Below are 12,677 nucleotides of genomic sequence, written 5' to 3'. Positions count from 1 at the left end.
CAGATCATGCCGGACCGTCGTCGCCGTCGCCTGCCCCGCCCGCTACTTCGGCAAGCCTGCGATGTTCGGCGGCCTTGCTTTCGTAGAGCTCGGCCATGCGCAGGTGGTACGCCGGGTCGTCCTGTTCGTAGATGTCGGGGATGCCGTCGAGGTCCTCGTCGCGCTCCTCGGCGGCCCACAGGGCCTGGTACTTGGCATTGCGCATCTTCAACAGGACGGTCGCCAGGACCGCCGCGATGAGGGAACCGGTGAGGACGGCCGCCTTGACGCTGTCGGAGAGCACCGGGTCGCCCTCGAAGGCCAGTTCGCCGATGAGCAGCGACACGGTGAAGCCGATCCCGGCGAGGGAGGAGACCGCGAAGACGTCCGGCCAGGAGAGGTCGTCGGAGAGCGAAGCGCGGGTGAAGCGGGCGGCCAGCCAGGTCCCACCGAAGATGCCGATCGTCTTGCCGACGACGAGGCCGAGCACCACCCCGAGCGTCTCCGGCTGGGTGAACACCTCTCCGAGCGCACTGCCCGACACCGCGACACCCGCGCTGAACAGGGCGAACAGTGGCACCGCCAGCCCGGCGGACACGGGGCGCACCAGGTGCTCGATGTGCTCGCCGGGGGAGTGCTCCTCACCTTCGCGCCGGGTGCAGCGCAGCATGAGCCCCATCGCGACACCGGCGATGGTGGCGTGGATGCCGCTGTTGTACATCAGCCCCCAGATGAGGAGGGCGAGCGGAACATATATGTACCACCCGCGCACGCCCTTCCTCAGCAGCAGCCAGAAGACGGCGAGGCCGACGAAGGCGCCGCCGAGCGCGGCGAAGTCGAGGCTGTCGGTGAAGAACACCGCGATGATCAGGATCGCGAACAGGTCGTCGACGACGGCGAGGGTGAGCAGGAAGGCCCGCAGCGCGCTCGGCAGGGAGGTGCCGATGACGGCGAGCACGGCCAGCGCGAAGGCGATGTCCGTCGCCGTGGGCACCGCCCAGCCGGTCAGGGAGCCGCCGCCGCTGAGGCTGGTGAGCACGTACACGAGCGCCGGTACGGCCATGCCGCACAGGGCGGCGACGACGGGCAGCGCGGCCGTCCGGGGATCCCGGAGGTCACCGGCGACCAGCTCGCGCTTGAGTTCTATGCCGGCGACGAAGAAGAAGATCGCGAGAAGCCCGTCGGCGGCCCAGTGCGCCACGGACAGGTCGAGGCCGAGGGCTGAGGGGCCGAAGTGGAAGTGGCTGAGGCTCTCGTAGCTGTCGTGCAGCGCGGGGACGTTGACCCAGACCAGCGCGGTGACCGCGGCGAGGAGCAGCAGCACACCGCCGACGGTCTCGGTGCGCAGCGCGTCTGCCACGAAGGTCCGTTCGGGCAGGGAGAGCCGTCCGAGAACCTTGCGGTTAGGAGGGGTAGGGGACGCGGCCACGGGGTGGACCTCCGGTCGGTGGGCAGCATGGAACAGTCGCCGACCAGACTTCCCGGCACACCTATTCGTTAGTCTACCTAAAGTGCACGTCAGTCTACCTAGGCGCATGTCTCAGGGCACCCGGTACGTTGATCACCGGGCGCCCTGTACGGCCGTACGCAATCGTCAGCCGGTGACGTGTGTGATCTCAGAGGGTCCTCAGTCCTCGCTCGGCGCCGCCGGCAGCTTGGCCTGGATCAGGTCCATCACCGTGGAGTCGGTCAGCGTGGTGACGTCGCCGAGCTGCCGGTTCTCCGCCACGTCACGCAGCAGTCGCCGCATGATCTTCCCTGAGCGGGTCTTCGGCAGCTCCTGCACCGGCAGGATCCGCTTCGGCTTGGCGATCGGGCCGAGGGTGACGCCGACGTGGTTGCGCAGCTCGCCGACGAGGCTCTCGGACTCGGCCGCCGTGCCGCGCAGGATCACGAACGCCACGATCGCCTGGCCGGTGGTCTCGTCGGTCGCGCCGACCACGGCCGCCTCGGCCACGGACGGGTGCGAGACGAGGGCGGACTCCACCTCGGTCGTCGAGATGTTGTGGCCCGACACGAGCATCACGTCGTCGACACGCCCGAGGAGCCAGATGTCCCCGTCGTCGTCCTTCTTCGCCCCGTCACCGGCGAAGTACTTGCCCTCGAACCGCGACCAGTACGTGTCGAGGAACCGTTGGTCGTCGCCCCAGATGGTGCGCAGCATCGACGGCCACGGCTCGGTGAGGACCAGATAGCCACCGCCGCCGTTCGGCACCTCGTTCGCCTCGTCGTCGACGACGGTCGCGGAGATGCCCGGCAGCGGAGTCTGCGCGGACCCCGGCTTGGTCGCCGTCACACCCGGCAGCGGGGAGATCATCATCGCGCCGGTCTCGGTCTGCCACCAGGTGTCCACGATCGGCGTCGTGTCGCCCCCGATGTTCTTGCGGTACCAGATCCACGCCTCGGGGTTGATCGGCTCACCGACGGACCCCAGGACGCGCAGACTGCTGAGATCGAACTTCGCGGGGATGTCGTCGCCCCACTTCATGAACGTACGGATCGCCGTGGGCGCCGTGTAGAGGATCGTCACCCCGTACTTCTGCACGATCTCCCAGAACCGCCCCTGGTGCGGGGTGTCGGGCGTGCCCTCGTACATGACCTGCGTCGCGCCGTTCGCCAGCGGCCCGTACACGATGTACGAGTGGCCGGTGACCCAGCCGACGTCGGCCGTGCACCAGTACACGTCCGTCTCCGGCTTGAGGTCGAAGACGGCATGGTGGGTGTACGAGGTCTGGGTCAGGTAGCCGCCGGAGGTGTGCAGGATGCCCTTGGGCTTACCCGTCGTGCCGGACGTGTACAGGATGAACAGCGGGTGCTCGGCTCCGAACGCCTCGGGTGTGTGCTCGGCGCTCTGCCGGTCGACGATCTCGTGCCACCACACGTCACGGCTGTCGTGCCAGGCGACCTCCTGGCCGGTGCGGCGGACGACGAGGACGTGCTCGACGTTGCCGGCGCGCTCGACGGCGTCGTCGACGGCGGGCTTGAGCGCGGACGGCTTCCCGCGCCGGTAGCCGCCGTCGGAGGTGATGACCACCTTGGCGTCGGCGTCCTGGATACGGGTCGCGAGCGCGTCCGCGGAGAACCCGCCGAAGACGACGGAGTGCGCGGCGCCGATCCGGGCGCAGGCGAGCATCGCGACAGCCGTCTCCGGGATCATCGGCATGTAGACCGCGACCCGGTCGCCCGCCTGGACTCCCAGCTCCAGCAGGGCGTTCGCGGCCCTGCTCACCTCGTCCTTCAACTCGGCGTAGGTGAGGGCGCGGTTGTCGCCGGGCTCGCCCTCGAAGTGGATGGCGACCCGGTCGCCGTGGCCGGCCTCGACATGGCGGTCGACGCAGTTGTACGCGACGTTGAGCTCGCCGTCCTTGAACCACTTGGCGAACGGCGGGTTCGACCAGTCCAGCGTCTCCGTCGGCTCCTTGGCCCAGGTCAGCCGCCGGGCCTGAGCCGCCCAGAAGCCGAGCCTGTCAGCTCTGGCCTGCTCGTACGCCTCGGCCGTGACGTTGGCGTTGGTGGCCAGGTCAGCGGGCGGCGCGAAGCGTCGCTCCTCCTTCAAAAGGTTGGCCAGGCTTTCGTTGCTCACGACATCTCCCATTCCCAGGGTGTCCGTTGTGTCCCAGGCCACAGCTCATCAGACCCGGACCCTCGGTGACAAGGGCCGTCTTCGGATTGGTTTAGACCTGTGGACGGGCGGCCCCACGGCCAGGGCACCACCCGTTCCCACGGACCGGGAAGGCAATCGGTTCACGCGCGCGTGTCGTGCAGGACCGTCCCCAGGGGGTCGGCGGTCACGGCCGTTCCGGCGACCTGGTCGAAGACTCCGCTCTCGGGTGACCCCTCCGTGAGCAGGTACACCTGTGCCTCGCCCACGTGGAAGTACATCCCCTGCAGTTCGAGCGCGCCCTCGCGCAGGGCACGGGCGACGGAGTCGTGGGCACGTAGGTGATCGAGTTGCTGGATGACGTTGGTCAGACAGAGCTGCTCGACGGCGTCGGCCGGTTCGCGGTCGGCGAGGCGGGCCCAGGGGCGGTTCTCGTCGGTGGCGCGCTCCAGGCTGGGCCGGCCGTGCCGCAGCCAGCGCTTGAGCGGGGTCTGGGCGCCGTGCGGGTCTGTCTTGAGCAGGGCCTGCATCGCTCCACAGCCGGAGTGCCCGCAGACGGTGATGGACCGTACGCGCAGCACGTCCACCGCGTACTCGATCGCCGCCGCCACGGAGTCGTCGCCGCTCTCCTCGCCGGGCGGCGGAACGAGATTGCCGACATTGCGTACGACGAAGAGGTCACCGGGGCCGCTGGAGGTGATCATTGACGTGACGAGCCGGGAGTCGGCGCAGGTCAGGAAGAGTTGCGAGGGCTGCTGTCCTTCGCGCGCGAGCCGGGCCAGCTCATCGCGGACCAGGGGAGCGGTGTTGCGCTGGAACGCGCTGACGCCGCGGGCCAGTTGATGACAGCTCGGGCCGTCGGCCGTCTCCTGCGGGAGCCTGCCGGTGGCCACGGGGGCCGGGGCCTCGCACTGGTGGTTGCGCCACGGTGTCCAAGGGCGGCAGCGGCAGCCGGCCGCCGACGCGTCGGCGGGTTCGGCGATGCGGGTGCCGCCGCGGCCGGTGATCTCCACGGAGCCACTGTGCGCCCGGTGCGCGTGCTGCCAGTCCTGCAGCGACTCGTACGCCGCGTAGTCCATGAACGACCCGTCCAGCTCCACGACGGCGGCGGCCCCTTGGGGGACCTGGTGCAGGGCCCGGCTGAGGCGGGGCACGGCCAGGAACGTCAACTGTCCTTTCACGTGGACGTGATGGACTCCTTCCTTCTCCTCGTGGGTGATGCGCGTGCGGGAGAGGCGGTGCAGGGCGACGCCGACGGCCACGGCGATGCCGAGCGTGACGCCCTCCAGGACGCCCAGGAGGACGACGCCGAGCGTGGTGCCGGCGTAGACCAGCACCTCACGGTGGCGGGTGACCGTGCGGATGTGGTGCAGGGACACCATCTGGACCCCGACGGCCATCACCAGGGCGGCGAGTGAGGCGAGGGGGATCAGCTCCAGGAAAGGAACCAGGAGCAGCGCGGCCGCTACCACCCAAACGCCGTGCAGCATCGTGGAGTTCCGGCTGGTGGCGCCGGCTCGGACATTGGCCGTGCTGCGCACGGCGACGCCGGCGATCGGGAGGCCGCCGAGGACGCCGGAGACGACGTTGGCCGCGCCCTGACCGCGCAGCTCGCGGTCGAGGTCGGAGCGCGGTACGTCGGTGCGCCCCGCCGCCAGTTTGTCCATGGCGACGGCCCCGAGGAGCGACTGGACGCTGCACACCAGGGTGGTGGTGAGGACGGCCGCGGCGAGGCCGAGCGCCGGCCCTTCGGGGAGGCCGGCCAGAGCGTGGCTCCGCCATGACGGCAGGTCGACCTTGGGCAGGCTCAGCACGGCGAACACGGCCGTCGCCGTGGCGCCCGCGACGGCGACGAGTGCGGCCGGGACGGTGCGCAGTGTCCGGCCGAGGCGGCCGGGGAGCCGGGGCCAGGCGAGTAGCAGGACGAGGGTGAGCACGCTCACGGAGACGGCGGCGGGGTGCAGATGCGCCAACTGGGTGGGGAGGGCGGCGACGTTGGCGCTGACGGAGCTCTGCGGGGTGCCGCCGAGCACGATGTGCAGCTGGGCGACGGCGATGGTGACGCCGATGCCGGCCAGCATGCCGTGCACGATCGCGGGGCTGACGGCGAGCGCCGAGCGAGCCACGCGCAGGTGGGCCAGGCCCAGTTGGGAGAGGCCGGCGAGGACGGTGATGGCGCAGGTCGTGCGCCAGCCGTACTGGTGGATGAGGTCGGCGGTGACCACGGTCAGGCCGGCCGCAGGGCCGCTGACCTGGAGGGGGGAGCCGCCCAGACGCCCGGCGACGAGACCGCCGACCGCAGCGGCGACGAGGCCGGCCTGGAGCGGGGCGTCGGTGGCGAGGGCGATGCCCAGGGACAGGGGGAGGGCGATCAGGAAGACCGCGATGGAGGCGGACAGATCGGCCGCCGCGACGCGGAACCGGCGGCGCGGGCCCCGCAGGGGACTGTGCGATTGGTGATCACGCTCCGTCCGGTTCGGGTCCGGGTCGGCGGCATGAGTGGGGACGCAGGCGGACATGTTCTCCCGTCTCCTCCGGGGCTGCGCGGTCGCGTCGGTTCGCGGCCGTGGGTCACGGCGTTCAGCGGCGGGATTTCTCAACGCTCAGTAAACGAATCGTAATGCAGAGTAAAGGCCACGCAAGGATATTGACGGCAAATGGGTTATTGGATCCCTCGTGAGGATGAATAGAGCATTTCATTTACTTGTCGTACTCATGGTGATCGGAACTCTGTGTGACCTTGATCGCTCTGCCCCTGAGCGAAGGAAGAAGGTGGGCGGAAGATGGCCGCCACCCAGAGGATCGCCGTCGGTGTCACGCTCGCCGCGATCTGCGCCGCGGCGCTCGCCGGCTGCGGGATCGGTGAGCCGACAGGAACCGCCGGCTCACCTGACGCTGGAAGAAAGGAGAAAGGGGACCCACAAGGCGTACCCGCCGCGAAGAAGGGCGCCCCGGCGCCGCCCAAGGCCGCGGTCCGGCTGATCGGGGACGGCTCCACCGCGTACACCGGTGTGCAGCCGCACCTGCCCAGGCCCGAACGGATGAAGCCCGGTCAGAAGCCCCCGCAGTTCGTGGTCTTCTCCTGGGACGGCGCGGGGGAGGACGGTCAGCGGCTCTTCTCGCACTTCCGCAAGGTGGCCCGCGCCAACGACGCGACGATGACGTACTTCCTGAGCGGCGTGTACATGCTGCCGAAGGAGAGGCGGGACCTGTACCGCCCGCCCCAGCACTCACCGGGCCGCTCCGACATCGGCTTCAACGACGTTCGCGGAATCAAGGACACCGTGGACCAGCTACGCGGCGCGTGGCTGGAGGGCAACGAGATCGGTACGCACTTCAACGGCCACTTCTGCGGTCGCGGCGGCGGGGTCGGCGAGTGGTCGGTCGAGGAGTGGAAGAGCGAGATCGCCCAGGCCAAGTCGTTCGTGAAGTCCTGGAAGACCAACACCGGCACGGAGGACGCCGAGCCCCTGCCCTTCGACTACGACAAGGAGTTGATCGGCGCCCGCACGCCCTGCCTGGAGGGCCAGAAGAACTTCATGCGGGCCGCCCGCGAGCTGGACTTCCGCTACGACACCAGCGGCGTCAGGAATCAGGTCTGGCCCGAGAGGAAGGAGGGGTTGTGGGACCTGTCGATGCAGCTCGTCCCCGTCCCGGGACGGGACTTCGAGACGCTGACCATGGACTACAACTTCTACATGAACCAGTCCGGGGCCCGAGCGGGCGATCCGGCCAAGCGGGAGTACTGGGGTGATCAGTTCCGCGACGGTCTGCTCGCGGGCTTCGAGCGCGCCTATGAGGGCAACCGTGCGCCCCTGATCATCGGAAACCACTTCGAATCCTGGAACGGCGGCGTCTACATGCGGGCCGTCGAGGAGACCATCGAGGCGGTCTGCGGCAAGGCCGAGGTGCGCTGCGTCTCCTTCCGGCAGCTCGCCGACTGGCTCGACGCCCAGGACCCGGAGGTCCTGGACAAGCTGCGCACCCTGGCGGTCGGAGAGTCCCCCGGAAGGGCTGGAAGACATTCCTCTCCTCCGGTCCGGCACCGGCGCCGAAGGGAGTGCCCGGGGCACCGGCGGCCAAGCCGTAGCCGCGCTCACACAGCGGCGGCGACGTCTTCACCGAGCACGAACTCGGGGTCGATCTGCGCGGCCAGGTCGGCCCCCGTCCGTTCGTTGCCCCAACCGGTCGCGTTCTTCAGGTGGAAGTGCGCCATCTGACGGGTGTAGCGCTCCCAGTCGCGCAGCTCGTACGTGGCGTCGGCGGCCTCGTGAAGGGTGCGCAGGGAACGGCGGTTGGGCTCCTCCAGGTGCTCGAAGCGGGGCGGGCGGCCCTTCTCCAGGGCGCGCGCCCAGTCCGAGTGCCCGATGGTGACCAGCAGGTCGTCCCCCACCTCGGCGCGGAGGAAGTCGAGGTCGTCGTCGTTGTCGTCGCTCCGCACCTTGTTGCCGACGACCTTCAGGGCGACGCCGTAGTCACTGGCGTACTCCTTGTACTGGCGGTAGACGGAAACCCCCCTGCGGGTCGGCTCGGCGACGAGGAACGTCATGTCGAAACGGGTGAACATGCCGGACGCGAAGGAGTCCGAACCAGCCGTCATGTCGACCACCACGTATTCGTCGCGGCCGTCCACCAGGTGGTTCAGGAACAGCTCCACCGCTCCCGTCTTGGAGTGGTAACAGGCGACCCCCAGGTCGGCGTCGGTGAAGGGGCCGGTGACCATCAAACGGACGGCCCCGCCGTCGAGTTCCACCGGGCGGGCGCAGGCGTCATAGATCGCGTTGGGCTCGCAGATCCGCACCAGGCGCGAGCCGTCACCGGGCGGGGTCGTCTTGATCATCGTCTCGGCGGAGGCGATCCGCGGGTTGGATCCGCGCAGGTGGTTCTTGATCAGTGACAACCGGTCGCCCATCGCGGGCAGCTCGGCGGCCTCCGACTCGTCGAGGCCGAGGGCGGCGCCCAGGTGCTGGTTGATGTCGGCGTCGATGGCGACGACCGGCGCTCCGGAGGCGGCGAGATGGCGGATGAAGAGGGACGACAGCGTGGTCTTGCCACTCCCGCCCTTCCCGACGAAAGCAATTTTCATGTTCACCAACGGTAGTGGGATGATCGCCAACAGTGTTCGCGTGGCGGTGGAACACCACTCCTTCGAGGGGGTCGGCGCCCGGTGCGCGTAGGGTCGTACTCATGAGTGCGACAGGTGCGGCCGCCGACCCGCTCGCGGTCCTGGGAGAGCTTCCCGGTGTGGCCGATTCCGTGGAGTCCGTGCGCAAGGCCGTGGACCGGGTCTACGGCCACCGCGTCATGCGGCGCCGCAGCAACGCGGTCACCTCCGAGGCGGCCCTGCGCGGCGCGCGCGGCTCGGCTGCGCTGTCCGGCGCCGACTGGGCCCTCGAAGAGGTGCGCCGGCGCACCGACTTCAGCGGCCAGGACGGCGACGACGGGGCCCGCGCCATGGGCGCCGCGCTGCGGCTGACCGCCGAGGCGGGCCAACTGTTGTCCATCTGGCGGCAGTCGCCTCTTCGGGTCCTGGCCCGGCTGCACCTGGTCGCGGCCGGTCGCGACGACGCGCGCGTGGGGCGGCCCCGACAGGACGGCGAGCCGGTCGACGAGCCCCTCGTCGAGCTGCCCGTGCCGGGTGCCGCCGAGGTCGCCGGCCGCCTCGACGGCCTCTCGGAGCTGATCATCAAGGGCGGTTCGGCCCCCGCCCTGGTGACCGCGGCCGTCGTCCACGGCGAACTGCTCGCCCTGCGGCCCTTCGCCTTCCACAACGGCCTCGTCGCGCGCGCGGCCGAACGGATCGTCCTGATCGGTAGCGGCCTCGACCCCAAGTCCGTCTGCCCGGCGGAGGTCGGCCACGCGGAACTGGGCCGCGCCGCCTACCTCGCCGCCCTCGACGGCTATGTCTCCGGCACTCCGGAAGGCATGGCCGCCTGGATCGCGCACTGCGGCAGGGCGATCGAACTGGGCGCGCGCGAGTCGACGGCGGTGTGTGAGGCGCTGCAGCGCGGGGCTGCGTAGGGCCCTGGGAGGCCGGGCGGCGCGGAACCCCCGGAAAAGGGTTGCGGCGGTACGAGAATTCGTACCGCCGCTGGCATGTCCACCGGGTTACCAGGCGTCCTCGATATAGTGCCCATCAGGCCGGGAGCTATGGCCCGTCACCTGGTGCGGCTGGCCCGTAATCGACGGGTCGACGTCGCGTGGGTGCCCAGTGTTCATGCTAGGTCCGTGGGGCCAAAATGAGCTCTAAAGGTGATCCTCTCGGATGCCCTTTGGTCTCGCGGGCCTTACGTCCTTTCTACTCCAGCATCGGGGCAAGCGGAACCCCTCGATGCGCTTCTTTACTTTTGGGTTCAAACAGGCCGAATCGGCCACCGATGGGTCGGCCCTGGGGTCAGGCGGTCGCCACCCGGCGCCGGTTCGCGTACCAGACGAGCCCCGCGGTGGCCGCCGCGGCTCCTATGGCGGCGGCAGCCAGAAGAGCGGGCCGCGGTCGTACGGCCAGTCGCTGCTTGAGGCGCACGGGGCGGTGGAAGTCGAGAATGGGCCACCCCCGCGCTAGGGCCTCCTTGCGCAGCGTCCGGTCGGGGTTCACCGCGTGCGGGTGCCCCACGGCCTCCAGCATCGGAAGGTCCGTCGCCGAGTCGCTGTACGCGTAGCAGTGCGCGAGGTCGTACTCCTCGGACTCGGCCAGCTCCCGGATCGCCTCGGCCTTGGTCGGGCCGTAGGCGTAGTACTCCACCTCGCCGGTGAAGCAGCCGTCGTCGCCGACGACCATCCGCGTCGCCACCACCCGGTCCGCGCCGAGGAGCTCACCGATCGGCTCCACCACCTCGGCGCCGGAGGTGGAGACGATGACCACGTCCCGGCCGGCGATGTGGTGCTCCTCGATGAGGGAGGCGGCCTCGTCGTAGATGATCGGGTCGATCAGATCGTGAAGGGTCTCGGCGACGATGTCCTTCACCTGTTGGACGTTCCAGCCTCGGCACAGCGCGGACAGGTACTTCCGCATCCGTTCCATCTGATCGTGGTCGGCGCCGCCCGCGAGGAACACGAACTGGGTGTACGCCGTCCGCAGGGCGGCCCTACGGTTGATCAGGCCGCCTTGGTAGAACGACTTGCTGAACGTGAGCGTGCTCGACTTCGCAATGACCGTCTTGTCCAGGTCAAAGAAGGCTGCTGTGCGGGGCAAGGAGTGGTTTTCCACGAGGCCGAGCATAGGCGCCCGCCATTCGGGCTAGTGTGGGGCGTGTGGGTTTGCCTGAGAAGCCTCTCGGGTACACCATGGAAGTCACGGATCGTTCGCGACCGTGCTAACCCGGTCCGGCTCCTCCCCCCGAGTCGGCCGTGGAGACGACCCCCACTCTCCCCCCGGTGGGGGTCGTCGCATGTCCGGGTGCGTTTTCCCCTTCTGTCCCCAGCCCGCGAGGCGCTTGTGTGCCCTAGTGGGCTTTCCTCTGCCCCTGCACAGGATCCATCACGTTCCGTAGTTGTCGGGCTGCGCTGTGGAAGTCGCGCGGGAGTCGCCTGTCCGGGTGACGGCGATATCCACAACCATCGGGTCGTCCACAGTTATCGACCAAGATCCACACGATTTCCGGGATGGCTGCACCGTGATTCCAGCGCGTCCCGACGGCGGCGAGTTCATGGCCGGTTCGGTTTCTCGGGCGCGTATGGCCGGTTTCTGTCGGCCGCCCAAATGGCGGCCGAGCGCCGGTCCGCACACAGGACTTGAACACAAGTGCCCGAAAGGCCGGGCGCCTTGAGACGGGCGTCCGGGAGGCCGGGTGCTCGGAAGGCCGACGTCCGGGACACGGGCGGTCGGCACGGGCGGGAGCCGTGGAGCGCCGGAGGGCGGTCCGCCGTCTCCCGCGCGGTACGCAGCGAAGGGGGCTGGAGATCGTGGCGGGAGTCATCACTCATGACCGGCCGTCCGCCGCCGAGGGGCGGCAGGGCAGGCCACTGATCGTCACAGAGGACGTGGAACTGCTGGACGACCTGCTGCGCCTGTGCGCGGCTGCGGGCGCCAGACCGGAGGTCCACCACGGGGTGCCGGAGCGCCGGGGCAGGTGGGAGACGGCGCCGCTCGTGCTCGTCGGGGACGACGCGGCGCGGCGGCTGCGCGGGGCCGCGCGCCGACGAGGAGTGGTGCTCGTCGGCAAGGACCAGGACGACTCCGGGGTCTGGCAGCGGGCCGTGGAGATCGGCGCGGACCACGTCCTGATGCTGCCGGACGGCGAGCAGTGGCTCGTCGACCGCATCGCCGACGTGGCCGAAGGAGTCGGCAGGCCCGCGCTCACCGTCGGCGTGATCGGTGGCCGTGGTGGCGCCGGCGCGTCCACGCTGGCCTGCGCCCTCGCCGTCACCTCCGCACGACAGGGCCGGCGCACACTCCTCGTGGACGCCGATCCACTGGGCGGCGGCCTCGACGTCCTCCTCGGCGGCGAGAGCGCCGAGGGACTGCGCTGGCCGGCCTTCGCCGCCTCGCGCGGCCGGGTCGGCGGCGGCGCCCTGGAGGAGTCGCTGCCCGAGCTGCACTCCCTGCGCGTCCTCAGCTGGGACCGCGGCGACGCCGTCGCAGTCCCGCCCCAGGCCGTCCGCGCGGTCCTCGCCGCAGGCCGGCGGCGCGGCGGCGCGGTCGTCGTCGACCTGCCGCGCCGTATCGACGAAGGCATCGCGGAGGCCCTCGCACAGATCGACCTCGGCCTCCTGGTCGTCCCCGCCGAACTGCGCGCCGTCGCCGCCGCCTCCCGAGTCGCCTCGGCGTTCGGAATGGTCCTCCGCGACCTCCGCGTGGCGGTCCGGGGGCCGTACGCACCCGGCCTCGACGACCAGGAAGTGTCCCGGCTGCTCGGCCTCCCCCTCGTCGGCGAAGTCCCCGACGAGACCGGCCGACCGGACGGCGGCAAACCCCCGGGAGCCATCCCGCGTGGCCCGCTGGCCCGCTTCTGCGAGGGCTTCTGGGAGCGGGTGGCAGTAGGGGGTGAGGGCGGATGAGCGCGGTGCCGGACTGCGGATCGTCGAACGGCCGCCCGGAAGCGGGAGGCATGACGCGTGGGCTGCTCACCCGCAAGCGGGTGCCGGCCGGAGGGGACGG

At 70.2% G+C, this 12,677-nt stretch carries 7 protein-coding genes and 1 pseudogene; 3 read left to right on the top strand and 5 right to left on the bottom strand.

Annotation, left to right across the window (positions count from 1 at the left end):
- Window positions 1-4: 4 nt before the first annotated feature.
- The 3 genes from nhaA to WBG99_RS15655 all read right to left on the bottom strand — a co-directional run bounded on the left by nhaA (window position 5) and on the right by WBG99_RS15655 (window position 6,099).
- Window positions 5-1,408: a Na+/H+ antiporter NhaA gene (nhaA, locus tag WBG99_RS15665; RefSeq protein WP_338896899.1), complete on the bottom strand. Its 1,404-nt coding sequence runs from the start codon at window positions 1,406-1,408 to the stop codon at window positions 5-7.
- A 198-nt stretch (window positions 1,409-1,606) separates the two neighbouring features.
- A complete protein-coding gene (acs, locus tag WBG99_RS15660) occupies window positions 1,607-3,562 on the bottom strand; it encodes an acetate--CoA ligase (RefSeq protein ID WP_338896898.1) in 1,956 nt (651 codons plus the stop codon).
- Window positions 3,563-3,723: 161 nt separating this feature from the next.
- Window positions 3,724-6,099: a SulP family inorganic anion transporter gene (locus WBG99_RS15655; RefSeq protein ID WP_338896897.1), complete on the bottom strand. Its 2,376-nt coding sequence runs from the start codon at window positions 6,097-6,099 to the stop codon at window positions 3,724-3,726.
- 264 nt (window positions 6,100-6,363) lie between these two features.
- On the opposite strand from WBG99_RS15655, the pseudogene WBG99_RS15650 reads away from it, so the two are divergent.
- Window positions 6,364-7,670: pseudogene (locus WBG99_RS15650) on the top strand (hypothetical protein).
- A 6-nt stretch (window positions 7,671-7,676) separates the two neighbouring features.
- Here WBG99_RS15650 and WBG99_RS15645 read toward each other — a convergent pair.
- On the bottom strand, window positions 7,677-8,666 hold the full coding sequence (locus WBG99_RS15645) for an ATP-binding protein (protein ID WP_338896896.1): 990 nt from the start codon (window positions 8,664-8,666) through the stop codon (window positions 7,677-7,679).
- Window positions 8,667-8,767: 101 nt separating this feature from the next.
- Between WBG99_RS15645 and WBG99_RS15640 the strand changes: the two genes are divergently transcribed.
- A complete protein-coding gene (locus WBG99_RS15640; RefSeq protein ID WP_338896895.1) occupies window positions 8,768-9,601 on the top strand; it encodes an oxidoreductase in 834 nt (277 codons plus the stop codon).
- A gap of 373 nt (window positions 9,602-9,974) precedes the next feature.
- On the opposite strand, the gene WBG99_RS15635 is transcribed toward WBG99_RS15640, so the two are convergent.
- Complete coding sequence (locus tag WBG99_RS15635; RefSeq protein WP_338896894.1) at window positions 9,975-10,799, bottom strand: HAD-IB family hydrolase; 825 nt, start codon at window positions 10,797-10,799, stop codon at window positions 9,975-9,977.
- A gap of 683 nt (window positions 10,800-11,482) precedes the next feature.
- Here WBG99_RS15635 and ssd point away from each other — a divergent pair.
- Entirely contained in the window at window positions 11,483-12,577 is a 1,095-nt protein-coding gene (gene ssd / locus WBG99_RS15630) for a septum site-determining protein Ssd (protein ID WP_338896893.1), read from the top strand.
- Window positions 12,578-12,677 lie beyond the last annotated feature (100 nt).

The organism is Streptomyces sp. TG1A-60 (genome assembly GCF_037201975.1).
Lineage (GTDB): Bacteria > Actinomycetota > Actinomycetes > Streptomycetales > Streptomycetaceae > Streptomyces.
Note: the sequence above shows the minus strand (reverse complement) of the source record. Positions and strands in the feature narration are given on the sequence as shown.

Coding starts and splice junctions, on each gene's coding strand:
- WBG99_RS15635 (WP_338896894.1), bottom strand. CDS start 10,799: ATGCTCGGCCTCGTGGAAAACCACTCCTTGCCCCGCACAGCAGCCTTC.
- WBG99_RS15640 (WP_338896895.1), top strand. CDS start 8,768: ATGAGTGCGACAGGTGCGGCCGCCGACCCGCTCGCGGTCCTGGGAGAG.
- WBG99_RS15655 (WP_338896897.1), bottom strand. CDS start 6,099: ATGTCCGCCTGCGTCCCCACTCATGCCGCCGACCCGGACCCGAACCGG.
- WBG99_RS15645 (WP_338896896.1), bottom strand. CDS start 8,666: ATGAAAATTGCTTTCGTCGGGAAGGGCGGGAGTGGCAAGACCACGCTG.